The sequence below is a fragment of the Pseudomonas sp. MD330_10 genome, from assembly GCF_042610415.1.
GTDB classification, from domain to species: Bacteria; Pseudomonadota; Gammaproteobacteria; order Pseudomonadales; family Pseudomonadaceae; genus Aquipseudomonas; species Aquipseudomonas rhodesiae.
In genome coordinates, this window is sequence record NZ_JBHGZU010000001.1 from 237,585 (window position 1) to 262,030 (window position 24,446).

A 24,446-nucleotide genomic window follows, 5' to 3' on the forward strand; every position below is an offset into this window, starting at 1 on the left:
TTAAAGCGCCTGGCGGCACTCCGCCAGGCTCTTGAGCTGCCCCGAAGCGGTCTGATTGGCCTCCGATAACCATTGCTCAAAAGCCGCCCCCACCACCGGCCATTCCCCGTCCAAAATCGAATACCACGCCGTGTCCCGGTTCTGCCCCTTGACCACCATGTGCTGGCGGAACACCCCTTCAAAACTGAACCCCAACCGTTCGGCCGCGTACTTGGAGCGGGCGTTGCCGTTGTTGCATTTCCACTCCAGGCGGCGATAACCCTGCTCGAAGGCATACTTGGCCAGCAGGTACACCGCTTCGGTGCTTTTCGGCGAACGCTGCATCGGTGCGCCAAAGGTGACGTGGCCGATTTCGATGCGGCCCTGGGCCGGCACGATCGACATCAGGCTGAGGATACCTTGCACCTCGCCGCTGGCGCGGTCGATCACGCTGAAGAAATACGGGTCGCTGTTGGCCGCGTGGTTGTTCAGCCAGGCATCGAACGCGGTGCGCTCGGTAAACGGGCCATAGGGCAAGTAATCCCACAGTTTGGGGTCGGCGCCGGGGCCTTCGAGGGCTTGCCACAGTTGCTCAGCGTGGCGTGCGGGGTCGAGTTTTTCCAGGCGGATAAAGCGCCCTTCGAGCAGTTGAGCGGAGGGGGCCGGGGCACCTTTCCAGTCGGCGAGGGAAGTGGGCATGCTGCGCTCCTTAAAGACCTTGGCGAAATTGAATGAAACCCGGACGTTCGGCGATGCGTTCATACAGTTGGATCGCAGTGGCATTGGTTTCGTGGGTCAGCCAGTGCACCTTGCAGCAACCGTCGGCCTTGGCGGTGGCGTAGACGAATTCGATCAGTTTGCGACCCACGCCGGTGCCGCGTTGGGCGGGGTCCACCAACAGATCCTGCAGGTAGCAGGAATTCTCGATGCTCCAGTTGGAGCGATGGTAGATGAAGTTGACCATGCCCACCGCCTTGCGGTCCTGCCAGGCCAGCGCCGAATGGGTCGGTTCGCTGGGGTCGATCAGGCGCTGCCAGGTGCTTTGGGTGACGGCGTCCGGCAGTTCGGTGTTGTAGAACTTCAAGTACGCCTGCCACAGCGGCAGCCAGGCGGCGTGGTCGGCGGCGGTGACTGGGCGGATGTCGATCTGGCTCATTCAGCAACTCCTTGGGGAATAAAGCGGGCGAGGGTCTGGTCGCGTACGTCTTCGCTGGCCGCCAGGCCGTTACGCACGCCGTTGATGTCGGCCTCGCTGCGGTTCTGGCTGAGCTTGCGTTTGCCGATCAGGCGCTCGATGGGCAGGGCGAAGCCAACGATGGCCTTGAGCATGCCGTCAATGTAATCGGCCGGCGCATCGCTGACGGCCCACGGCTGCTGGCGGCCGCCTTCGTGGCGATCGGTCAAAGCGCTGACCACGGCCAGCAAGCGCTCGGCATCGGTGAACACCTCGGCCTTGCCGTAGGCGTGCACTGCCAGGTAATTCCAAGTGGGCACGACTTTGCCGTGTTCGGCCTTGGCCGGGTAGAACGCGGGGCTGACGTAGGCGTCGGCGCCGGCAAAGATCACCAAGGCTTCAGCGCCGTTTTGCAAGTCGCGCCACTGTGGATTGGCCTTGGCCATATGCCCGTACAACGTGCCATTGGCGCCCTCATCGGGGTTGAGCAACAGCGGCAGGTGGCTGGCTTGCAAGCCGTGCTCGCCGACGCTGACCAATTGCGCCAGCCGGGTGTGCTGGATCAATTGCTGGATTTCTGGCAAGTCGTCGAGGGCAAAGGCGCGCGGTGTATACATGATTATTTTCCTTGGCGAATGGCTGCATCCTAGGCAGGCTAATGGTCTGTTGTAAGAGCCATCTGTGGCCAATTTCATAGGTCCAATATGTCGCCCATCGCACCACCTTTGTCATTCAACCCCGCCGGTATCGAACTGGACCGCCGCCAGGGCCTGACCCGCCAGCTCTACGACGCCCTGCGCCAGCGTGTATTGGATGGGCGCTTGGTTGGCGGCACGCGCTTGCCCGCCAGCCGCGATCTGGCGGCGGCCTTGGCGATTTCCCGTAACAGCGTGGTGCGCGCCTACGATCAGCTGTATGCCGAAGGCTTTATCGAAGGGCGGGTGGGAGACGGCACCTATGTTGCCCAATTGCCGACCGCTGAAAAACTATCCACAAAACTGTCCACAGGGTTATCACCAGGCTTAGCCCCAGCCTTATCCACAAATTGGCTGGATTTACCGGTTAATTCGCTCCCCAAAGTTATCCACAAGGCGGGATTGGATCGTCTGGAAAACAACCATTTGCCGCCACCGCCGGCTGGCCCGCCGAAGGCGTTTCGTGTCGGCGTGCCGGCGTTCGATCTGTTCCCGTTTGAGGTATGGGCCAAGCTCAACGGGGCTTTCTGGCGCAAGCCGAACCTTGAGCAGTTGTGCTACGGCGATCCTGCCGGAGACGGTCGCCTGCGTGGCTTGATCGCGGCGTACCTGCGCAGTTCGCGGGGCATGCAGTGCTGCGCTGAGCAAATAGTGATCACCAGTGGCGCGCAGCAGGCCATCAGCCTTTGTGCACAGCTGCTGGTGGAGCCCGGTGACGGCGTGGCGGTGGAAAATCCGGGCTATCGCGCCGCGGGCCATGCCTTCGCCCTGGCCGGTGCGCACCTGCATGGTGTGCCGGTGGATGCCGACGGCATTGAGTGTGAGGTGCTCGATACCTTGACTGACTGCCGCGTGGCCTATGTCACGCCGTCCCATCAGTACCCGCTCGGGGTGGTAATGAGCCTGGCGCGGCGCCTGGAACTGCTGGCCTGGGCCGAGCGCACGGGCGGCTGGATTATCGAGGACGACTACGATGGCGAGTACCGCTACAGCGGTGCACCGCTGTCGCCCCTGGCGGCGCTGGATCGTAGCGGCCGGGTGCTGTACGTCGGCACGTTCGGCAAAGTCGCATTTCCGGCTTTGCGCTTGGGCTACCTAGTGTTGCCGCCGGGGCTGGTGGATGCGTTCTCGCGGCGCCGCGCCGTGGACATGCGCCACTCGGAAGTCAGTACCCAGGCAGTCATGGCCGAATTCATGGCGGCGGGGCACTTTCAACGGCATATCCGCCGCATGCGCCGCGCCGCGCTGAGTCGGCGCAACACCTTGCTGGCGGGCTGGCCGGCGGCGCTGCCGGGGGTAGGCGAGTTGCCCTCGGTGGCTGCGGGCCTGCACCTGACCGTGCGGGTGGACAGCCTCGCCCGGGAGCAACAATTGTTGGCACAGGCCCGCGCGGTGGATGTCGAGGTCAATGGCCTGAGCAGCTATTGGCTGCCGCACTCGGCCATTGCGCCGGATCAGCGCGCCGGCCTGGTGCTGGGGTTCGCCGCCGTGCCCGAGGCGGCCATCGCCCAGGCCTTGATGCGACTGCGTAAAGCCTGGTTATGACTGTGGCGAACTTCAGTAAAGGACAGTTCGCACATTGCCCAGGTGGCGGCCGGCTCAGGTGCCGGACTTGATCTTGGTCCAGGCCCGCGTCCTGGCGCGCTCGGCCTTACTGTCGAGGGGTTTCAAGGTATAGAGCGTGGCCATCGCCGCCTCAGTGGGATAAAGGTTGGGGTTGTTGCGGATCGCCGGGTCGACCTGCTCGGTGGCGTCCTTGTTCGGGTTGGGGTAACCGACGAAATCGCTGATTGGCGCGATCACCTGGGGTTGCAGCAGGTAGTTGATAAAGGTGTAGGCGTCCTGCGGGTTTTTCGCGCCTTTGGGAATGGCCAGCATGTCGAACCAGATCGGTGCGCCTTCCTTGGGCAGGCGCATGTCCACGGTCACGCCGTTATTGGCTTCCTTGGCGCGGTTGGCGGCCTGGGAAAAGCTACCGGAGTAACCCACGGCCACGCAGATGTCGCCATTGGCGATGTCGGCCATGTATTTGGAGGAATGGAAGTAGGTGATGTAGGGGCGGATTTTCAGCAGCAGCGCTTCGGCCTTTTCATAGTCCTTGGGGTTCTGGCTGTTGGGGTCCAGGCCCAGGTGTTGCAGGGCCAGGGGCAGGATTTCCGAAGGCGAGTCGAGCAGGGCGACGCCGCACTGCTTGAGCTTGCTGATGTTTTCCGGCTTGAAGATCAAGTCCCAGCTGTCCACCGGCGCATCGTCGCCCAACGCCGCCTTGACCTTGGCCGGGTTGAAGCCGATCAAGATGGTGCCGTACATGTAGGGCACGGCGAATTTGTTGCCGGGGTCGTTGGCCTCGATCAGCTTCATCAGCTTGGGGTCCAAGTGGTTCCAGTTGGGTAACTGGCTGCGGTCCAGAGGCTGGAACACGCCGGCTTCGATCTGTTTGGCCAGGAATACGTTGGACGGTACCACCACGTCATAGCCGGAGTTGCCGGTCAGCAGCTTGGCTTCCAGGGCTTCGTTGGTATCGAAGATGTCGTAGATCAGCTTGATCGCCGGGTTGGCGGCCTTGAAGTCATCCAGCGCCTTGGGCGTGATGTAGTCGAACCAGTTGTAGACCCGCAGGGTTTTTTCTTCGGCGTGCACGGCGCTGCTCGCCACGGCGGCGCAGAGCAACAGAGACCTGAATATGTTCATTCGGCTGACCCCTCAAAACCTTCGAGAACGTTGACGGCATTGATGCCGATTTCTTCCACCGCATAACCGCCTTCCATCACGAACAGCGTCGGCTTGCCGAGTTGGGCGATACGTTGCCCCATGGCCAGGTAGTCCGGGCTGTCGAGCTTGAACTGTGAGATCGGGTCGTCTTTGAACGTATCGACCCCCAGCGACACCACCACAATATCGGCGCCATAGCCTTCGATCTCGGCGCAAGCGCTGTCCAGTGCAGCGCTCCAACGCGCCCAGCCGGTGCCGGCCGGCAACGGGTAATTGAAGTTGAAGCCTTCGCCGGCGCCTTCGCCGCGCTCATCGGCATACCCGAGGAAAAACGGGAACTCGGCTTGCGGGTCGCCGTGGATGGAGGCGAAGAGCACGTCGTTGCGGGCGTAGAAAATCGATTGGGTGCCATTGCCGTGGTGGTAATCCACATCGAGGATCGCGACTTTGCGATGGCCCTGGTCGAGGAACGCCTGGGCGGCAATGGCCGCGTTATTGAGATAGCAATAACCGCCCATGAGGTCGGCGGCGGCGTGGTGTCCGGGCGGGCGGCACAAGGCAAACGCACTGTGGGCACCGTTTTGGATCGCCTGCTGCGCGGTGAGCGCTACCTGAGCCGCACTGTACGCCGCCTGCCAGGTGCCGGCGGTGATCGGCGCGCCGCCGTCGAAGCTGTAATAGCCCAATTGCCCGTGCAGGCTGGTGGGCATTACCTGGCGCAACGTGCGGGCGGGCCAGGTGTAGGGCAGCAAGTCGCCCTCCTGACCCGACAGGGCCCAGCGTGCCCACGCGCCTTTGAAGAATTCCAGGTAGGCCGGGTCATGAATGCGTGCCAGGGGTGCCAGGCCAAAGTCGTGGGGCGCCTGCACCGGGCCGAGTTCGCGTTGCTGGACTCGCTGTAATACATGGTCGGCGCGGGAGGGCATTTCGAAACAGGGCATCAGTTGCCCATCCATCAGTTCGCAGCGGCCGTGGTGCAGGTGATGATCGTCCGAGTAGATCGTCAGCATGTTGTTGTTCTCGCGGGCTGAGGGTGATGCCTTGCAGTGTTGCCGGGCCGGCGCGGCAAGAGAACGACAGGAGCGGCCAAAAGGGGATAAATATGGCCAGGCGCGCTGTCCAGTCTGGCCTCTTTTGCCCCCTTCATGGCCGGAACTGGCTCGGCGCGACCCCGCTCCAGCGCACGAAGGCATGCCGGAAACTCGCGGTTTCACTGAAACCCAACTGCTCGGCGATGCAATGGATCGGCATCGCATCCTCTGCCAACCATTGCTTGGCGCGCTCGAACCGCAATTCGTCGAGCAACTCCTGGTAGCTGCTGCCTAGATCGTGCAGGTGCCGCCGCAAGGTGCGTGACGAGCAGTTCAGCTGTTCGGCCAGCCGATCCAGCCCCGGCGCGGCGTGCAGTTGCGAGGCCAGTAACTGGCGCACACGCCCCAGCCACGCCTGGCGCCCGGTGAATTCGGTGTTCTGTTTGCGGCAGCGTTCGGCCATGGCGCGATGGGTGATGGCATCGGCCAGCGGCAACGGTTGATCGAGCCAGTGACGGTCGAAGGCAAACGCGTTGCCGGCGGCCTGGAACTGCAACGGGCAGGTGAAACGTTCGCGGTAGCGTGCCTGATAGGCCGGCGCCGGATAGTCGAAGCGCGCCCCCAACAGTGGCAGCGGCTGGCCGAGCAGGTCGTCGCAGATGACTTTGAGCGACACCAGGCACAGCTCGATATTGAACGCGGCCAGCGCAGGGTCTTCCCGATAATCACTGGCGGTGAACCAGATCCGTTGGCCGTCCTCTTCAAGGCTCAGCTCGAAAAGTGTTCCCAGCAACGCGGGGTAGCGCAGCGCCAGGCGCAAAGCGTCACCGAAGGTGGCACTGGTGAGCAGCGCATAGCCCAGCATGCCGTAGGACGACACGTGCATGCGCTGGCCCAGGTCCAGCCCCAGGTCGCGGCGCAGCGCTACGGCATTGGCGCAGACCCGCATCTCCTGACGCGTGGTGATTCGCGTGTCGGGCTGGTGCAGGTCCGCGCTCGCAATGCCGCTGCCGGCCAGCAGCACCTGCTGATGGATGCCGTCGGCGCTGAAGGCGTCGAGTACCAGCGAAACGGCGTTGAGGGTGGTCAGGTGCGAGTGCAGCATTGGGTAAGTCCCTGGGACGATTGCCAGAAGCGAGCAATTCCCATGCCGCGTGCAATGCCTGATCAGAGGTTAAAGAACAACCGACGGGCTTGCTCCAGATTGATTTCGCTGCGGTAGTAATCCAGCCGCTGCTGAGCGTTCAGCCCATTGACGGTGTCGGCGGCCAGCCCCAGACGGCGCTCGGCCGGGGTTTTCAACCGAGCGGAAATAAACGCCTTGGCCGGCGTCCATGACGTTGAGTAGTGGAAGTGGGCGTACCAGAGCACTTCATGGGTGGTGCGATCGGCGACGGTGTATTCATCCAGATAATCGGGCCTGGCGCTCTTGAGTCGGCGGCGGCTCATGGTTTTCTTCAAGGTGACTTTGTGGCGTTGCAGCAGCCAATCCACACCGGCAATGGTCGGCGGCTTTTCGCGGATCATGCGCAGCATATGTTGCGTGGCCTCTTGGTAGAGTTCGGCGGTGGCCTCTTTGAGTTTGCGGCTGAGAATCGCGGCGGCGCGGTGCTGGTCGGCGGTAAGGCTGGCCGACGCCAAGCCATGCTCGATGGCCTGGTCGGTCTCTTCCAGCCGCAGGGCGTGCTGGTGGTACAGGTACTCAATGCCCATTGCGGTGCGGGTGGGCTTGGCCGCCTGTTCGTCGGCGAGGGTCTTGAAGCTGTGCAAATCGTCGAGAAACCCCTTGGCTTTATCGAGGGCAACCTGGATATCCGGCACGGCGGGCAGCGTTGGCGTCGGTGTGCTGATGCGCTGCACGTACACATCCTGACCTTTCTGGTGATAGGTCGCGATCACCTGCTGTGTGATCGGCGACTTGATATCCACCAGGCCGGTTTCCAGCCCGACCGGCGTCAAGCGCGGTTCGCCGATCAATACGCCGTTGTAGCGGGTGTGGATGAATTTCATCTTGGGCTTGGGCGGCGTGGGCGGCGGCGTGGGGCGGCTCCTGAGGGCATCGCGGTCCAGGTGCAGGAGGGCCAGTTGCACCTGCGTGTCTTGTGAGTATTGGCGTATTTTGCTGCGCAAACTGGCCAACTGCTCGGGAATGATGGCGTCGGCAAAATCTTGCGGCAGGTCTTCGAGGCGTTCATCGATCACGGCAAATTGTTCAATCAGACTCCCCAGCGCCTCGATGCGCTCATCCAGGCGTGTTTCGCTGCGTTCGTGCAAGGTGTCGCGCAGGGCCTGGATCGCGATATCGGCGGCATTGACGATCTGGTCCAAGGCCTCCCACGCATCGGGCGCGCTGCTTAGCGAGGCTTCACGCATGCACAGGTTGCGCGCCATGGTCACTTGCATGGCCCGTAGATCGCTGCTGTTGTAGGCGGGCAGGCGTTTTTTTCGTTCCTGGATCTGGCGCAGCCCTTCGGAGGGCAATTGGCGTAACTGTTCGAAGCGCGACTGCACGTAGTCCAGGCGTTCGATCATGTCTCGGTTCATTTCGGTGAGGGTTCGAGCGTCTTCGATATGCCGCTCTTGGGGTGCATGAGCCTGCTGTTCGATCTGGTCCAACACGCGGCGGAACACCGGGGTAAAGCTGCGCTGGGTCTCGCTGATGCTGGCTTCGGATAAATCCAGCTGTGCCTTGAGGTAGGCCATGGCCCTGGGCTGGTAATCGGGCAAGGGGTCAAACACGTTCAGTTCTTTGAGCTGTTGCAGTGCGGTTTCATAGTCCGCGCGCTGGCTGGCGAGCTTTTGCAGGTAAAGCTGGCGCTTGGCCTCGGTCGAGGTGCCGGGGGCATCGGTCATGGCTGTGTGCGCTTGCTGCAATTGCACCTGTGCGGTTTTTTTGGCTTTCTCGAAGGCTTGCAGTTTGTCGCGCAGTTGCTTGGCTCTTACCGCGGCTTCAAGGCTGGCTCGCTTGATCGCCCGTTTGGGGCCACCACCGCGCAGGCGCAAGCGGGTATCGATAAACCATTGGCCGGCGGCATTGTGCACCAGCATCGGCCCGCTACGTTCCGGTTGTTTCGGATCGATGATGTGCACCGGCTCGTCCGGTTGAGCCGAGACCTGAAACCAGCGTGCGCCCACGGGCACGTAATAGTGCTGCCCTGAACGGTAGAGGTGCTGATACGTACCGGCTTCGGTGATGGGAGCATTCAGGTCTGAGGGCTTATCCACTTTGAAGCGGTCCAGGACGGTGCCGAGTTTTTCGGGCAGGCGATTGACGGCGCCGAGGATGTTCAGCGGGGATCCACGTTCGGTCAACGGGTCGCTCGTCGGGGTGGCAAGCACTTGTTGGATGACGAGTTTCTTGACTGGCGGTTCCGCCTCCGGCCCCCGGCGCGCTGCCAGCGTCGGGCCTGTACGCGAATGGCGTGTGGCGATGTGCAGGGTAATCGCCAGGCCGAGGTTGAGCAGCACATCGGTGAGGGTGGCTTGTTGCGTCGCGGTGTCGTGTTGCTGTTCGGCCTCGGCCAATTGCTTGAGTTGATCGAGGATCTGCCAAATCCACGCCGCGGTGCCAAGCGTCGGGCTGAGAAAGGGCAGCACGGCATTGAGCAGGGTCCAGCCGGCCTGCTTGAACGTTGCCCAGCGGCTTTCGGCGTTGGACACCGACGTGCGGTCCGCCAGGGCGATCAGTGCCTGCGCGTTGGCATTGAACAACGTCCCCAGCAGGTCGCCGTCCAACACGGTGTTGGCCAGGGTCATAGGGCCGCTCAGGGTCCAGAGTTTATCGGGCTCGACCAGGTACTCGGCAACCGCCCACGGCGACGGCAGGTCCCCTGGGAATACGTAGTTGGCGTAGTCCTCGCGCACCGCGTCGGGCAGCCAGGCCAGGACCGAGTTGCGCAGCGATTCCGATTGCGCGATCGCATAGATCAGGTTGGCGGGCGAGGCGTATTGAACCAGCGGTGGGTCGAACAGTGGGCGATACAGCAGGCAGGGGCCGGCCGTGAGGCTTTGCGGGCCGATCACGTACATATTCTCCACCGTGTCATACGTGCCATCCGTGCGGCGTTTGGGCGCGAACGCCAACGGGCGCATGACAATCGTCTGGTTATCGACTTTGCGCTCGTGGGCCTCGGCATTCATCAGCGCGGCGATGTAACGGTAGCCTTGCTCGTCGATTCCGTTCTGTTGGCGAAGTTTGCTTTGCAGCGCCATCAGCGGCAGTTGGATACGCATCTGTTCGGTGTACAGATTCCTGCGCCGCGTGGCTTCCTGGCGAATATCCACCAGTTGGGCTTTGATCAGCTCGGGGTAGTTCTTGCCGATATCCACCTCTTGGATCAGTTGCTCCACGTAATCGACGGTCAGCCAGGCGGGCAGCTGTGCGCCGTTGGGCAGTTGAACCGTCTTGGTGCCCAGGGGCAGTGCGATCAAGTTCTGCAGCGCCAGCTCCACCAGGGTAAAGGTGGTGGTCTCGGTGGCGCCGGGCACGATGAACGTGCCCCAGGTGACGACGCTTTGCACCCTCACCACGACTTTGTCCAAGGGCAGATGCTGGGCGTCCGGGTGGTCGATCAGCACCTGTTGCCTGAGCTGGGCCAGGGCGTACTCCTCGATGCCGGGGATGCCATCGAGGTAGGACTGGCCGGCATGCTGGCTATTAAGGGCCGCGAGGTCTTTGAGATGCCGCGCGTAGTTGTTCAAGTCACCGGTGGAGCCGGCGCTCAGCCAGTCGGGCAGGGCATCGCGATACCACTCCAAGCCTGGGCCTTTCTGCGCCGCCGCATCATCCGCGCCAGGGGTTGAGTTCAACGCGCTGTTAATTCGGCTGGGGCTGCCCTGGCGCAGATCGGAGAAATCCATCGCGCCAACGGCGTCCACCTGTTGAGCGATGAAGGTGCAGGCCAGGTAATCGAAAAAGTGACCGTCGGGCTCATACAGGCGCCATTGCAACCCTGACAGCTGCGCCTGTGGCCCAACGTGATCGGCCAATGACTGGCCTAACTGCTGCAAAGAGTCGAACTTCTCATAGCCCTTGAGCAGGGAGTAACTGAGGATGACCGGGCGCCCTTGAACCTGCCCCGACAGCACCGCGAACATCAGCGCAGTGAACCCCTGTGCCGATTCGCCATGCAACTGCTGGACCTCCACGATGCTGGCGGTGCTGGTGTACGGGTCGTCGACCTGCCGAGTGGCGCGCTCGGGCAAGCGGAACAGCCGACGTGCCATGGCGTGGTCGGTCTCGTCCCAGCCTTCGACGTTTTGCACATTCCAGCCATTGCGCAGGGTGCTGGACAGTTCCTGCCAGCGCGGGCCCAGGGTATTGCTTTCGTTCCAGTAATCGACCAGGTATTCCTGAAACACACTGAGCATCACCGGGGCGCGGGTGTTGAGGATTTTTGCGATGTCGGTCATGCGCACGGGCAAATGCACCGGCGGGTCGGTCACCGGTTGGCGGGTGAGAAAATGTTCGCCCTCGATACACTGCGCCGGTACGGCAAGCACTGCCTGGCGCGCCAGCAGATCGCTCAGCGCGTGATAGTCGGGCGGCCCGGCCACAAGTTCATCGCCTACCAGGGTCCAGGTTGGCGACCCCATCAGGGTGCTGCCGGGGTCGATGTTCAGGTTCGGATAGTGTTCGTTCAGCGCCTGGCGCAACGTTGCGGTGGCGGCTTCGCGGAAGGAGGGGCCTGCGTAGAACTGCGCGATCAGCTCCAGGCTGGGGTCATTGCCCGTGGGCTGTTGCGTGGAAGTGGAGGTTGAAGAGGTCATGGGGGCATTCCTGTGGTGCCGGCTGATGGAAAAAACCCGAGCGAGGGCTCGGGTTTTCCATGCTAGGCACCGCCAGGTCAGCGGCGGGAGTGACTATGTATCGGACGTCAGCTCAGTTCGCCGCACAGGTCCAGTTCGACCAGACGACGGACCTCGGCAGTGGGCAGCCTCGCCCCGAGCAGGGCGTTGAGCTTGCCGAACGCCGCCTCACGGGTCATGCCGCCACCGGACAGCACACCGACGCCGCGCAAGCGGCTGCCAGCTTCATACACGTCCAGTTCTACGCCGCCTTCATGGCATTGGGTGATGGCCACCACCACCACGCCTTGATTCTGTGCGCGCTGCAGGCTGGCGAGGAAGGCCGGATTGTCGCTGGGCCCGGTGCCGCTGCCGTAGCATTCCAGGATCAGCGCTTGGATGCCGCTGTCGATCAGGCTGTCGAGCAGCGCCGCCGAAAGACCGGGCACCAGAGGCAGCACGCCGACGTTCGCCAGCGCCTTGGGCTGGCGATAGCCCAAGGTATCGGCAATGGCATCGACCTTGGCTGCGCCGCCCTGACGCTGTAGCGCGGCGAAAGGGTGACGGCCGAAGCTGCGGATTTTCGCGCAGCGGGTCGGCGCCATCAGCGCGCCGTGGAAGTACAAATGCACGCCCGGTGCCAGGCCCGCGCCCAGCGCCAGCAGGGCGCCGCGGACGTTTTCCCAGGCATCGCTGTCGGGCACGCCCGCCGGCAGCATGGAACCGGTGAACACCACCGGCGCCGGCAGGCCCAGCAGTTGGAACGCCATGGCCGCCGCGCTGTAGGCCAGGGTGTCGGTGCCGTGCAGGATCAGCACCGCGTCGCAGCCGTCGTCCACGGCCTCGACCACGGCGCAGCGCAGGTGCTGCCAGTAGGTCGGGGTCATGTTGGCGCTGTCGATCAGCGGGGACATTTCACGGAAACGCCAGGTGGGCACCTTCACATCGGCAAACTGTTCGCGCATGCGCGCTTCGAAACCCGACGCGGGCGCCAGGCCGTTGGCGCTGGCCTGCATGCCGATGGTGCCGCCGGTGTAGAGCACCATGATGTTGTTGGCTGGGGACATCGAGAATTCTCCTGAACGAAAAACGCCGCCGGGCCCCGAGCATGCCCAAGGCCGGGCGGCGTGTCATCTACCTACGCTCAACGTTGCGTTTGAGCGTTCAGTTCAGCGCTCGCTTGAGCGGCTGGCTCGGACTTGACCGGGTTGGCCGGCCAGGCCTTGCGGTCCAGGTCCAGGTCCGGGAACTGGCTGGAGTCGAACACCGGGGTCTTGATGCCCGCTGCGCGCTGGTCGTCGTAGTCCTTGAGGATGCGCATGGCGATCTTGAACAGGAACGCCAGGGCGAACAGGTTGACGAACGCCAGCATGGTCATGGTGATGTCAGCGAAGGCGAACACGGTGCTCAGGTTCTCGATCGAACCCCAGAAAATCAGCACCAGTACCAAAGTGCGGTAGCCCATCAGCACTTTGCGGTTGTTGCCCACCAGGAAGCGCAGGTTGCTCTCGCCGAGGTAGTAGTTGTACATGATCGAGGTGAACACGAACAACGCCAGGGCCACCGAGATGAACATGCGGCCCCAATCGCCGACCACTGCCGCCAGGGAGTTCTGGGTCAGGGCAATGCCGTCGCCTTCAAAGCCTGGGGTGTAGAAACCGGAGAGCAGGATCAGCAGCGCGGTGCAGGTGCAGATCACGAAAGTGTCGAGGAACACGCTGAACGCCTGAACCACGCCTTGGGCGATCGGGTGCTCAACCGAGGCAACTGCCGCCACGTTAGGCGCACTGCCCAAACCGGCTTCGTTGGCGAACACGCCGCGTTTCACACCCATGATGATCGCGCTGCCCACCAGGCCGCCGAAGGCTTGGTCGAGGCCGAAGGCGCTCTTGACGATGGTCGCGAGCATGGCCGGTACGTGGTCGAATTGCAGCACGATCACGTACAGAGTCACGGCGATGTAGACCAGGGTCTTGACCGGCACCAGCAGGTCGGCGATCGACGCGATGCGCTTGATCCCGCCGATAAACACCAGGCCCAGCAATACCGCCAGCGCCAGGCCGGTGTAGGTGGTGTCCAGGCCGAAGGCGTTGTTCAGCGAGTGGGTCACGGCATGGGCTTGCAGGCCGTTGAAGGCAAAACCGAAGGTCACCAACAACAGGAACGCCATGACCATGCCCAGCCAGCGTTTGTGCAGACCGTGCTGGATGTAATAAGCCGGGCCGCCACGGAAGGTGCCTTCCGCGTCGGTACGCTTGTACAACTGGCCGAGGGAGCACTCGATAAAGCTCGAAGACATGCCCACCAATGCGGTGACCCACATCCAGAACACGGCACCCGGGCCGCCGAGGGTAACGGCAATGCCGACACCGGCGATGTTGCCGGCACCCACGCGCCCGGCGAGGCTGAGCATCAGTGCCTGGAACGAGCTGAGCTGGCCGGCGCTGCTCTTGAGGCTGTCGCGAAACACCGAAAACATGTGGAAAAAGTGGCGCAGTTGTACGAAACGCGAGCGGATCGTGAAATAACCGCCGAGCCCGACAATGAGCACGATCAGTACTTTCCCTGAGAGGAAGTCGTTGATGACTTCGAGCATGGAGTGTTCCTCGCTGATTTTTCTAATGGCAAACGCAGGACGGCTCAAAGACGTCGCATCGCACCAGGCAGTGCGCGACGGTTCGACCCCAATCCTTTTGCGGGTTGTTATTCATGCGGTTTCGCGGGTTTCCGGGCGTCGTTACCGACAGCCGCAGACGCGAAGAGGGGCGGCACTATACCTAGGCGAACGTGATCCGTCTGCTCGGCCTGATTAAAGGTTTCAGCCAAGCTGTTGCAGGCAAGGTGAGTTTGCAGGGCGATATTGGATTTTTTATGGGCTTCATTTCACAACCTTGAGGCAAAAAAAAGGGCCTGAAGAACGAGCCTTCAGGCCCTCAAAAGGTGAGAGGTGTCTAGTCCCTCAACCTGGTGAGCGGTGCATCTAACGCTTAGGCCTTCAGCGGGACCAAGCGTGGGGCAATCATGTTTTCGGGGCGCAGGATGTCGTCGAGCATGGCGTCGTCGAGCAAGCCTTCTTCGCGCACCAGTTCCAGCACACCGCGGCCGCTTTCCAGGGCGATACGCGCAATGCGGGTGGCGTTTTCGTAGCCGATGTACGGGTTCAGCGCGGTGACCAGACCGATGGAGTGCTCCACCAGTTCGCGGCAGCGTGCTTCGTTAGCAGTGATGCCGACGATGCAGTGCTCGCGCAGCATGTCCATGGCGCGTTGCAGCAGGCGGATCGAGTCGAAGATCTTGAAAGCGATCAGCGGCTCCATCACGTTCAGTTGCAGCTGGCCGCCTTCGGCCGCCATGGTCAGGGCCAGGTCGTTGCCGATGACTTGGAACGCCACCTGGTTGACCGCTTCCGGAATCACCGGGTTGACCTTGCCGGGCATGATCGAGCTGCCTGGCTGGCGTGCCGGCAGGTTGATCTCGTTGATGCCGGTGCGTGGGCCGCTGGACAGCAGACGCAGGTCGTTGCAGATCTTCGACAGCTTCACCGCGGTACGCTTGAGCATGCCGGAGAACAGCACGAAGGCGCCCATGTCGGAAGTGGCTTCGATCAGGTCGGCCGCTGGAACCACGGGCTGGCCGCTGATGACGGCCAGGCGCTGTACGGCCAGGGCCTGGTAGCGCGGGTCGGCGTTGATGCCGGTGCCGATGGCGGTGCCGCCCAGGTTCACTTCGGTCAGCAACTCTGGCGCCAGGGTTTTCAGGCGGGCCAGGTCTTCACCGAGGGTGGTGGCGAAGGCGCGGAATTCCTGGCCGAGGGTCATCGGCACGGCGTCTTGCAGTTGGGTGCGGCCCATTTTCAGTACGTGGCTGAACTCTTCGCCCTTGGCGGCGAACGCCTGAATCAGGCTGTCGAGGCTGGCCAGCAGCGCGTCATGGCCCAGCAGCAGACCCAGGCGGATCGCGGTCGGGTAGGCGTCGTTGGTCGACTGCGCCATGTTCACGTCGTTGTTGGGGTGCAGGTACTGGTATTCGCCCTTCTGGTGGCCCATGGCCTCCAGCGCGATGTTGGCGATGACTTCGTTGGCATTCATGTTGGTTGAAGTGCCGGCGCCGCCTTGAATCATGTCCACCACGAATTCTTCGTGGAAATCGCCGCGGATCAGACGGGCACAGGCTTCGCTGATGGCAGCGTGCTTGGCTTCGCTGAGCTGGCCCAACTCGCGGTTGGCATCAGCGGCGGCTTGCTTGACCATTGCCAGGCCGACCACCAATTTCGGGTAATGCGAAATCGGAACGCCCGAGAGGCGGAAGTTGTTCACCGCTCGCAGGGTCTGGATGCCGTAATACGCTTGAGCGGGTACTTCGAGTACGCCAAGCAGGTCTTTTTCTGTGCGGAATGATGCAGCGGAGGACATGACGGAAATCATCTCGATATGGACCCGGGCTAAGCCGGAACGCTGTGAATCCTAGGCTTCTGGACGTTTCAGGGCCAATGCTGTTAAACACTATCCTATGCACAAACGGCATAATGAGCGTGTGACCCGGCTAACGTGGCGGGCGTGTGTGCCAAAATGGTGCATATCCGTGGGAGGAAGTGATGAACCTTGAGAGCAAATGGCTGGAAGACTTCAGTGCCCTGGCGGCGACCCGCAGCTTTTCCCAGGCGGCGGAGCGGCGCTTCGTCACCCAGCCGGCGTTCAGCCGACGCATCCGCAGCCTGGAAGCCGCGTTGGGCCTGACCCTGGTCAACCGCTCGCGCACCCCCGTGGAACTGACGGCGGCGGGGCAGTTGTTCCTGGTCACCGCGCGCACCGTGGTCGAGCAACTCGGCGAAGTGCTGCGCCATTTGCATCACTTGGAAGGCGGGCAGGGCGAAGTCATGCAGGTGGCGGCCGCCCACTCCCTGGCGCTGGGGTTCTTCCCACGCTGGATCGCGCAACTGCGCAACGAAGGCCTGAACATCGCCACGCGGCTGGTGGCCACCAACGTCGGCGATGCCGTGCATGCCCTGCGTGAAGGTGGCTGTGATTTGATGCTGGCGTTCTACGACCCGGACGCAGCGATGCAGATGGACGCCGAGATCTTCCCGTCCCTGCACCTGGGCAACACCGAAATGCTGCCGGTGTGCGCCGCCGATGCGGATGGCAAGCCGCTGTTCGATCTGGAAGGCGAGGGCAGCGTGCCGTTGCTGGCCTACAGCGCCGGTGCCTTCCTGGGCCGCTCGGTGCATTTGCTGCTGCGCCAGCGCGCCTTGCGCTTTACCACTGTGTACGAAACCGCCATGGCCGACAGCCTCAAAAGCATGGCGCTGGAAGGCTTGGGTATTGCGTGGGTGCCGCAACTGAGCGTGCGTGCCGAACTGGCCCGCGGCGAGTTGGTGGTCTGCGGCGGGCCGCAATGGCATGTGCCGCTGGAAATTCGTTTGTACCGCTGTGCGTTAGTGCGTAAGGCGAATGTGCGGTTGTTGTGGCGTAAGTTGGAAGGTGGGGCCGCGCAGAATACTTGAGCCAACACAGATCAAATGTGGGAGCTGGCTTGCCTGCGATAGTGGTGTATCAGCCGACATTTCAGGCACTGACCTTCCGCCATCGCAGGCAAGCCGGCTCCCACAGGGTTTGTAGTGTTTTCGCTGACCTGAAAGTCAATAAAACCGCCGGTTTGCGCCACTGGACAGATGGTCGTTCCAGGGGCTGTTTATCTGAATTATTACGGTATACTGCGCGGCCTTCGGCCGGTCCAACCGGCCACCATTCGTACAACAAGCCACGCCGGATTTCCCGCGTGGCTTGTTGTTTTTTGACGCGCCTGCGGGCGCCCAGAGAGAAGAGGCACGACGATGAGTGCATTGGTTGGCGTGATCATGGGCTCCAAGTCCGATTGGTCCACCCTTAGCCACACCGCCGATATGCTGGAAAAACTCGGCATTCCGTACGAAGTGAAGGTGGTCTCTGCCCACCGCACCCCGGACCTGCTGTTCCAGTATGCCGATGAAGCAGAATCCCGAGGCATCGAGGTGATCATCGCTGGCGCCGGCGGCGCAGCGCACCTTCCCGGCATGTGTGCGGCCAAGACCCACCTGCCGGTGCTCGGCGTGCCGGTGCAATCGTCGATGCTCTCGGGCGTGGATTCGCTGTTGTCCATTGTGCAGATGCCGGCCGGCATCCCGGTGGCGACCCTGGCGATCGGCAAAGCCGGCGCGATCAACGCCGCGTTGCTGTCTGCCAGCATCCTGGGCGCCAAGCACCCGCAGTTCCACGCGGTGCTGAAAAAATTCCGTGCTGAACAGACAGACAGCGTGCTGGACAATCCAGACCCACGCATCGCCTGAGGTTGTAGACCATGAAGATCGGTGTAATCGGTGGCGGCCAGCTGGGCCGCATGCTCGCCCTGGCGGGCACCCCGCTGGGGATGAACTTCGCTTTCCTGGACCCGGCGCCGGACGCCTGCGCCGCGGCCTTGGGTGAGCATCTGCGCGCTGACTACAGCGACCCGGATCACCTGCGTCAACTGGCCGACGAAGTGGACCTGGTGACCTTCGAGTTCGAAAGCGTCCCGGCTGAAACCGTGGCCTTCCTGTCGCAATTCGTGCCCGTGTACCCGAGCGCCGAAGCCTTGCGCATCGCCCGCGACCGTTGGTTCGAGAAAAGCATGTTTAAGGACCTGGGCATCCCGACCCCGGACTTCGCCGATATCCAGTCCCAAGCGGACCTGGAAGCCGCCGTCGCCCGCATCGGCCTGCCGGCCGTGCTGAAAACCCGCACCCTGGGTTACGACGGCAAGGGCCAGAAAGTGCTGCGCACCGAAGCGGATGTGATTGGCACCTTCGCTGAACTGGGCAGCGTTGCCTGCCTGCTGGAAGGCTTTGTGCCCTTCACCGGCGAGGTCTCGCTGATCGCTGTGCGCGCCCGCGATGGCGAAACCCGTTTTTACCCGCTGGTGCACAACACCCACGACAGCGGCATCCTCAAGCTGTCGGTAGCCAGCACCGATCACCCATTGCAGGCCCTGGCCGAAGACTATTCCAGCCGTGTGCTCAAGCAACTGGATTACGTCGGCGTGATGGCGTTCGAGTTCTTTGAAGTCGACGGTGGCCTCAAGGCCAACGAGATCGCCCCACGCGTTCACAACTCCGGGCACTGGACCACCGAAGGCGCCGAGTGCAGCCAGTTCGAGAACCACCTGCGGGCGGTAGCGGGCTTGCCGCTGGGCTCCACGGCCAAGGTGGGCGAGAGCGCGATGCTCAATTTCATCGGCGTGGTCCCGCCGGTAGAGCGCGTGATTGCGATCGACGACTGCCACCTGCACCACTACGGCAAGGCCTTCAAGGCCGGGCGCAAGGTCGGCCACGCCAACCTGCGTTGCCAGGACCGCGCGACGCTGCAGGCGCAGATCCTCAAGGTCGAAGCGCTGATCGCCGAGCAATAAGCCTCGGCACGGCGGGAACCATTGGGGCCCGCCGTCTCTCTGAATGCAGGATGGTAAAGCCTGGCTAGGCTTTGCCATGACACACATTCATTCAGAGGGAAATGCCATGGGTATCATCGGAACCATTTTTATCGGCCTGATCGTCGGTCTGCTCGCGCGTTTCCTCAAGCCAGGCGACGACAGCATGGGCTGGATCATGACCATCCTGCTGGGTATCGCCGGCTCCCTGGCCGCGACTTACGGTGGCCAGGCGCTGGGTATCTATCAGGCAGGTCAAGGTGCTGGCTTCATCGGTGCGCTGGTCGGCGCAATCGTCTTGCTGGTGATCTACGGCCTGATCAAAAAGAAGTAATCAGCCGACAAAGTCCTCTGCGCTGCGCAGGCGCAGAGGGCTAGAATGCTCGGCACTTGTACTTGCCGAGCCTCTCCATGCGCCGTTTTCTATTGATTTTTCTCCTGCTGGGCACTGGCCTGGCACACGCCGGCGAACTGCCGGAAACCGACTGGCTCGACCTCATGCCGCTGTCGGACCAAAAGGCCCTTGAGGCCATGCCCGAGATCGATCACAACTCCCCCGAAGCCCAGGGCACCTTTACCGACAAAGGCGGCTTGAAGCAGAGCAAAGGCTTGCCGGCGGTGATGTATTCCACCAAGACCGTGGCCGCCATGAACGGCAAGAATATCCGCATCGGCGGTTACCCGGTTCCGCTGGAAACCGACGCCAAAGGCCGCAGCACGCTGTTCTTTCTGGTGCCGTACCCAGGCGCCTGCATTCACGTACCGCCACCGCCGCCCAACCAACTGGTGCTGGTGCGTTATCCCAAAGGGTTGAAGCTGGACGACATCTACACGCCGCTGTGGGTGACCGGCACGTTGAAGGTGGAGACGGTGAATAACGATTTGGCCGACGCGGCCTATGCGCTGGATGCGGGCAAGGTGCGAGTAGTCAAGGAATCCGATCTCTAAGCCTCAACACCAATCAATGTGGGAGGGGGTTTGCCCCTCCCACAATGGGTTCTTTATCTACAGGGCGATGCCGGTGATGCTTACGCCCAGGGTATGGCGTTCGTTCGGCGCCAGCGTTACCACATCGTCCCGCACGTTCGCCGTCTCGATGCACAGCATGTTTTGCCAGCCGTCATCGGCCATATCGTCGAAGGCTTTGGCCCGCTCGGTCCAGGGGTTCCAGATCACTGTCGATTTAGAGCCCTGGGCCGTGAGTTGGATGCGGCGCTGCCAGTCTTTGTCGACGATGCTCACCTGCGCGGGCGTGTCGAGGTAGATGCGGTCGGTCTCGGCATTGAAGCGCAGCGGGCCGGACTGGGTCTTACTGGTCCAGCCGTCGGCGGTGTCGATGTATGTCGTGCCGTCCAGGCCTTCAACCTGAACCTGACGCACATCGCTGACGGCGAAGTAGGTATGCAGCGCCTGGCTCAGAGTGACGGTGTCGGTGCCACGGTTGTGGCTGGTCAGGCGGATGTGCAGTTGCTCGTCCAGCAGCAGGCTCAGGGTGAGATCGACCTGATGGGGCCAGCCGGGGAAGCCGCCCGCAGGTACCGGTAGCACCAGGTCGATGCGCAAGGCGTCGCCTTCAAGCTCGGCTCCGGCCAACTCCCAGCGTGCGGTGCGCGCAAACCCGTGAGCGCCGGCCGGTTGGTCACTCTGGCGCATCGCTTTGACGCTGTCCGGGTTACGGTCGAAAACGCCAAACCATGGCCAACACACCGGCACGCCGGTACGAATGCCTTTGCCCTGCTTGAATACCGCTTCGGGGTTCGGCCAGATCAACGGCTGCTCACCATCGCGCTGGTATCTGAAGATATGCGCACCCTGCCGGGCCACCTGCAGCTCGGCGCCGTTATGGCGGATGCGCCAGCAGTCCAGCTCGTCGATCGTCACGGTTTCAACGTGGGGCGTAGGCATACGAAGCACTCTCAATGGCAGGTAATGGGGCAATTGACCGTCAAAACCCGATGAGGTTTAACGCGCGCGCGACGGTACCGAACGCGTGCGGCCGCTGCCGTCGATGGCGACGAACACGAAGACCGCCTCGGTCACCTTGCGCCATTCGCTGGACAGAGGGTCGTCGCTCCACACTTCGACCATCATCTGGATCGAGCTGCGGCCGATTTCCAGGGCCTGTGTATAAAAGGACAATTGCGCGCCCACCGCCACCGGCACCAGGAACGCCATACGATCGATGGCTACCGTGGCCACACGCCCGCCAGCGACCTTGCTGGCCATGGCGGTGCCGGCCAGGTCCATCTGTGCGACTAGCCAGCCGCCGAAGATGTCGCCAAAGCCGTTGGTTTCACGCGGGAGCGCAGTGATTTGCAGGGCGAGATCGCCTTGCGGGATAGGATCTTCTTGTTCGAGTTCGATCATGCCGAGGGTGCCTCTGACCCGTGACGCTTCATGGGTGTTTCAAGTGGATAGCCGTCTTCTGGAAAAACGTTTCAGCACCATACCCCGCCTGATGCGTTTCTCGTAAGGCGTACTAAAGGGAAACTCTGCCAAAGCGGCTGGGTGGCGCCAACGTCGTTTTGGCACAGCAGCCCTCAAGACTGCGGGTCTGGCGCGTGCAAGGGCCGAGTATATCGACACCCATGCGCCGCGACGACCTCCCGGCGCTCATTTGGTCGGCATTTAGCGGCTGTAATGCGGCTTTTTCCGTCAACTGTGCTTCTGATGTGCTTTTCCAGGCGATTTGCTATCTTGCCGAACCCGTCCTGGCGCAGCCAGCACTTGGGTTCTGCCGTTCTGACTAATAAGAGAAGCCTTGCCATGTCCTCCGTGCCCGCAAGCAGTGCGCAACCCTCGCGCCCGCTGACCCGCAACGACTACAAAACCCTGTCGCTGTCCGCCTTGGGCGGGGCGCTGGAGTTCTACGACTTCATCATTTTTGTGTTTTTCGCCACCGTGGTCGGAAAACTCTTCTTTCCGGTCGACATGCCCGAATGGCTGCGCATGATGCAGACCTTCGGCATCTTCGCCGCCGGCTACCTGGCGCGTCCGCTGGGGGGCATCATCATGGCGCACTTCGGCGACCTGCTGGGGCGCAAGAAGATGTTCACCTTGAGCATCTTCATGATGGCCGTGCCGACCTTGATCATGGGCTTGCTGCCGACCTACGCGCAGATCGGTTTGTGGGCGCCGCTGTTATTGCTGCTGATGCGCATCATCCAAGGCGCGGCAATCGGCGGGGAGGTGCCGGGAGCATGGGTATTTGTGTCCGAGCACGTGCCGCCACGGCATATCGGCTATGCCTGCGGCACCCTGACCAGCGGCCTGACCGCCGGTATTCTGCTGGGGTCGCTGGTGGCCACTGCCATCAACACTCTGTATAGCCCGGAACAGGTGTCGGATTACGCCTGGCGTATCCCGTTCCTGCTCGGCGGTGTGTTCGGCCTGTTGTCGGTGTACCTGCGTCGCTGGTTGCATGAAACGCCGATTTTTGCCGAGATGCAGCAACGCAAGACCCTGGCCGCCGAGTTGCCGTTGCGCGCGGTGCTGCGCGATCACCGTGGCGCCATCGTGCTGTCGATGCTGCTGACCTGGCTGCTGTCGGCCGGCGTGGTGGTGGTCATCCTGATGACGCCGACCGTGCTGCAGACCATATATCACTTCAGCCCCACCGTGGCGCTGCAAGCCAACAGCCTGGCCATCGTGACCCTGAGCCTGGGCTGCATCGCCTCCGGCGCCCTGGCCGACCGCTTCGGCGCCGGGCGCGTGCTGACCGCCGGTTGCGCGTTGCTGCTGGCGACCTCCTGGACGCTCTACCACAGCCTTCTCGACCACCCCGACTGGCTGTTCCCGCTGTACGCCCTGACCGGCCTGTTCGTCGGCACCATCGGCGTGGTGCCTTACGTGATGGTCAAAGCGTTCCCACCGGTGGTGCGCTTCAGCGGCCTGTCGTTCTCCTACAACGTGGCCTACGCAGTGTTCGGCGGGCTGACGCCGTTGGTGGTGTCGCTGCTGATGAAGGAAAGCCCGATGGGCCCGGCGTACTACGTGGCCGTGCTGTGTGTGATGGGGATTTGGGTGGGTGGGTATCTGTGGAAGCGTGGGCGCTGATCCCTGCTGATATGCACCGATAACCTGTGGCGAGGGAGCACGCTCGCCACAGGGTTTGATTGTTACAACGATTACAGGGTATTTCAAAACCGTCCGCTTGCTTAACCCCTCGCCTTACATTCCCCGTATTCAGGGGGCTTGCACGCCGCGCTCGATCTCCTCGTTCCATACTGGCCTTTCATCTAATTGTCACATTCCAGACATAGAGTGTTCACACGGCCTACCGATACTTGGCCCCGATCCAACTATCCCTATCTGCTAGGAGCAAGGCATGAAACTGAAACGTTTGATGGCGGCAATGACGTTTGTCGCTGCTGGCGTTGCGACCGCCAACGCGGTGGCCGCTGGTGTTGACCCGGCAATTCCGGCGTATGTGAAGACCACTGGTGTGTCGGGCAACTTGTCCAGCGTCGGTTCTGACACCCTGGCCAACCTGATGACCCTGTGGGCTGAGGGTTACAAAAAGGAATACCCGAACGTCAACATCCAGATTCAAGCTGCCGGTTCCGCCACTGCGCCACCTGCGCTGACTGAAGGCACCTCCAACCTGGGCCCGATGAGCCGCAAGATGAAGGACACCGAACTGGCGGCCTTCGAGCAGAAGTACGGCTACAAGCCAACCGCTATCCCGGTGGCCGTGGATGCCCTGGCCGTGTTCGTGCACAAGGACAACCCGATCCAGCACCTGACCATGGAACAAGTCGACGCGATCTTCTCCTCGACTCGCCTGTGCGGTGCCAAAGCCGACGTGAAAACCTGGGGCGACCTGGGTGTGACCGGCGACCTGGCCAACAAGCCGGTGCAGCTGTTCGGTCGTAACTCGGTATCCGGTACCTACGGCTACTTCAAAGAAGAAGCCCTGTGCAAAGGCGACTACAAGCCTAACGTGAACGAGCAACCAGGCTCGGCGTCGGTTGTGCAGTCGATCAGTTCCTCGCTGAACGGCATCGGTTACTCGGGCATCGGCTACAAGACCGCCAGCGTGAAAACCGTACCGTTGGCCAAAAAAGGCAGCACTGAGTTCATCGAAGACAGCGAAGAAAACGCCCTGAACGGCAAATACCCGCTGTCGCGCTTCCTCTACGTGTACGTCAACAAGGCCCCGAACAAGCCTCTGGCTCCGCTGGAAGCTGAGTTCGTGAAGCTGGTGCTGTCCAAGCAGGGCCAGGAAGTGGTGGTCAAAGACGGTTACATCCCACTGCCAGCCAAAGTTGCCGCCAAGGCACTGGCTGATCTGGGTCTGAAAGAAGGCGGCAAGTAAGCCACCGGTCAAATCGCCTTGAACCCGCCGCTTGGCTGGGTTCAAGGCCCGGGCAGGTCCGAAGGAGCTGGACCTCGCCTCCTAATTTCTAGTCCGCTGCCAGCCCTGCTACGCGGCGGATTTCCTGCGTCACTGCATTGTCATCTTTCTGTCATACAGGATCGCTAGGGTGTGCGCATGAATGATCTGGCCAATTCCACCATGACGACGACTTCTCCTCCCAAGCGCATTGATTTCAATACGCCTGAGCTGCAACGCAAGCGCCGCATCCGCGCGCTCAAAGATCGCTTCACTCGCTGGTATGTGCTGGT

At 62.2% G+C, this 24,446-nt stretch carries 20 protein-coding genes; 8 read left to right on the forward strand and 12 right to left on the reverse strand.

The window, feature by feature from the left end; all coding sequences use genetic code 11:
* From ACFZPT_RS01090 to ACFZPT_RS01100, 3 genes are read right to left on the reverse strand one after another with little or no spacing between them, the layout of a single operon-like run.
* Nucleotides 1–678, reverse strand: a complete 678-nt coding sequence (locus ACFZPT_RS01090; RefSeq protein ID WP_034115480.1) for a GNAT family N-acetyltransferase — start codon at nt 676–678, stop codon at nt 1–3.
* 10 nt (nt 679–688) lie between these two features.
* Nucleotides 689–1,135 carry a GNAT family N-acetyltransferase gene (locus tag ACFZPT_RS01095; RefSeq protein WP_099312938.1) on the reverse strand — a complete coding sequence of 149 codons (447 nt, stop codon included), beginning with the start codon at nt 1,133–1,135 and terminating at the stop codon, nt 689–691.
* Nucleotides 1,132–1,770, reverse strand: coding sequence for an FMN-binding negative transcriptional regulator (locus ACFZPT_RS01100; protein WP_099312937.1), 639 nt, complete (start codon nt 1,768–1,770; stop codon nt 1,132–1,134). Before ACFZPT_RS01100 ends, ACFZPT_RS01095 begins: the two co-directional genes overlap by 4 nt.
* An 87-nt stretch (nt 1,771–1,857) precedes the next feature.
* On the opposite strand from ACFZPT_RS01100, the gene ACFZPT_RS01105 reads away from it, so the two are divergent.
* Complete coding sequence (locus ACFZPT_RS01105) at nt 1,858–3,393, forward strand: PLP-dependent aminotransferase family protein (protein WP_379554929.1); 1,536 nt, start codon at nt 1,858–1,860, stop codon at nt 3,391–3,393.
* A gap of 54 nt (nt 3,394–3,447) precedes the next feature.
* Here the strand turns inward: ACFZPT_RS01105 and ACFZPT_RS01110 are convergent, their stop codons facing one another.
* The 7 genes from ACFZPT_RS01110 to aspA all read right to left on the reverse strand — a co-directional run bounded on the left by ACFZPT_RS01110 (nt 3,448) and on the right by aspA (nt 15,790).
* On the reverse strand, nt 3,448–4,539 hold the full coding sequence (locus ACFZPT_RS01110) for a polyamine ABC transporter substrate-binding protein (RefSeq protein WP_034101536.1): 1,092 nt from the start codon (nt 4,537–4,539) through the stop codon (nt 3,448–3,450).
* The gene (locus tag ACFZPT_RS01115) at nt 4,536–5,570 is read right to left on the reverse strand and encodes a histone deacetylase family protein (protein ID WP_034115476.1); all 1,035 of its coding nucleotides are present in this window, start codon (nt 5,568–5,570) and stop codon (nt 4,536–4,538) included. Before ACFZPT_RS01115 ends, ACFZPT_RS01110 begins: the two co-directional genes overlap by 4 nt.
* 133 nt (nt 5,571–5,703) lie before the next feature.
* Nucleotides 5,704–6,696 (reverse strand): AraC family transcriptional regulator, encoded by a 993-nt coding sequence (locus tag ACFZPT_RS01120; protein WP_034101534.1) that lies wholly within the window; start codon nt 6,694–6,696, stop codon nt 5,704–5,706.
* Nucleotides 6,697–6,758: 62 nt separating this feature from the next.
* The gene (locus tag ACFZPT_RS01125; protein ID WP_312830510.1) at nt 6,759–11,360 is read right to left on the reverse strand and encodes a hypothetical protein; all 4,602 of its coding nucleotides are present in this window, start codon (nt 11,358–11,360) and stop codon (nt 6,759–6,761) included.
* A 107-nt stretch (nt 11,361–11,467) separates the two neighbouring features.
* Nucleotides 11,468–12,445, reverse strand: coding sequence for an asparaginase (locus ACFZPT_RS01130; protein WP_034101532.1), 978 nt, complete (start codon nt 12,443–12,445; stop codon nt 11,468–11,470).
* Between the two features lie 77 nt (nt 12,446–12,522).
* Nucleotides 12,523–13,974, reverse strand: coding sequence for a sodium:alanine symporter family protein (locus tag ACFZPT_RS01135; RefSeq protein ID WP_034101531.1), 1,452 nt, complete (start codon nt 13,972–13,974; stop codon nt 12,523–12,525).
* A gap of 391 nt (nt 13,975–14,365) precedes the next feature.
* Nucleotides 14,366–15,790, reverse strand: coding sequence for an aspartate ammonia-lyase (aspA, locus tag ACFZPT_RS01140; RefSeq protein ID WP_034101530.1), 1,425 nt, complete (start codon nt 15,788–15,790; stop codon nt 14,366–14,368).
* Nucleotides 15,791–15,972: 182 nt separating this feature from the next.
* Between aspA and ACFZPT_RS01145 the strand changes: the two genes are divergently transcribed.
* From ACFZPT_RS01145 to ACFZPT_RS01165, 5 genes are all read left to right on the forward strand, one after another.
* Nucleotides 15,973–16,881 (forward strand): LysR substrate-binding domain-containing protein, encoded by a 909-nt coding sequence (locus ACFZPT_RS01145; protein ID WP_010566930.1) that lies wholly within the window; start codon nt 15,973–15,975, stop codon nt 16,879–16,881.
* A 330-nt stretch (nt 16,882–17,211) separates the two neighbouring features.
* A complete protein-coding gene (gene purE / locus ACFZPT_RS01150; protein WP_003195648.1) occupies nt 17,212–17,703 on the forward strand; it encodes a 5-(carboxyamino)imidazole ribonucleotide mutase in 492 nt (163 codons plus the stop codon).
* Nucleotides 17,704–17,714: 11 nt separating this feature from the next.
* Nucleotides 17,715–18,800 (forward strand): 5-(carboxyamino)imidazole ribonucleotide synthase, encoded by a 1,086-nt coding sequence (locus ACFZPT_RS01155; RefSeq protein WP_034139848.1) that lies wholly within the window; start codon nt 17,715–17,717, stop codon nt 18,798–18,800.
* Between the two features lie 106 nt (nt 18,801–18,906).
* A complete protein-coding gene (locus ACFZPT_RS01160; protein WP_005792540.1) occupies nt 18,907–19,152 on the forward strand; it encodes a GlsB/YeaQ/YmgE family stress response membrane protein in 246 nt (81 codons plus the stop codon).
* A gap of 77 nt (nt 19,153–19,229) precedes the next feature.
* Nucleotides 19,230–19,766: a DUF3299 domain-containing protein gene (locus ACFZPT_RS01165; protein ID WP_034101528.1), complete on the forward strand. Its 537-nt coding sequence runs from the start codon at nt 19,230–19,232 to the stop codon at nt 19,764–19,766.
* A 57-nt stretch (nt 19,767–19,823) separates the two neighbouring features.
* Here ACFZPT_RS01165 and ACFZPT_RS01170 read toward each other — a convergent pair whose 3' ends face one another.
* A complete protein-coding gene (locus ACFZPT_RS01170) occupies nt 19,824–20,723 on the reverse strand; it encodes a D-hexose-6-phosphate mutarotase (protein ID WP_099312935.1) in 900 nt (299 codons plus the stop codon).
* 57 nt (nt 20,724–20,780) lie between these two features.
* Nucleotides 20,781–21,185 (reverse strand): acyl-CoA thioesterase, encoded by a 405-nt coding sequence (locus ACFZPT_RS01175; protein WP_003176975.1) that lies wholly within the window; start codon nt 21,183–21,185, stop codon nt 20,781–20,783.
* Nucleotides 21,186–21,584: 399 nt separating this feature from the next.
* Between ACFZPT_RS01175 and ACFZPT_RS01180 the strand changes: the two genes are divergently transcribed.
* Together ACFZPT_RS01180 and ACFZPT_RS01185 are read left to right on the forward strand one after the other, a co-directional pair.
* A complete protein-coding gene (locus ACFZPT_RS01180) occupies nt 21,585–22,874 on the forward strand; it encodes an MFS transporter (RefSeq protein WP_099312934.1) in 1,290 nt (429 codons plus the stop codon).
* A gap of 271 nt (nt 22,875–23,145) precedes the next feature.
* Nucleotides 23,146–24,135: a phosphate ABC transporter substrate-binding protein PstS gene (locus ACFZPT_RS01185; protein WP_034101525.1), complete on the forward strand. Its 990-nt coding sequence runs from the start codon at nt 23,146–23,148 to the stop codon at nt 24,133–24,135.
* Nucleotides 24,136–24,446: the final 311 nt, after the last annotated feature.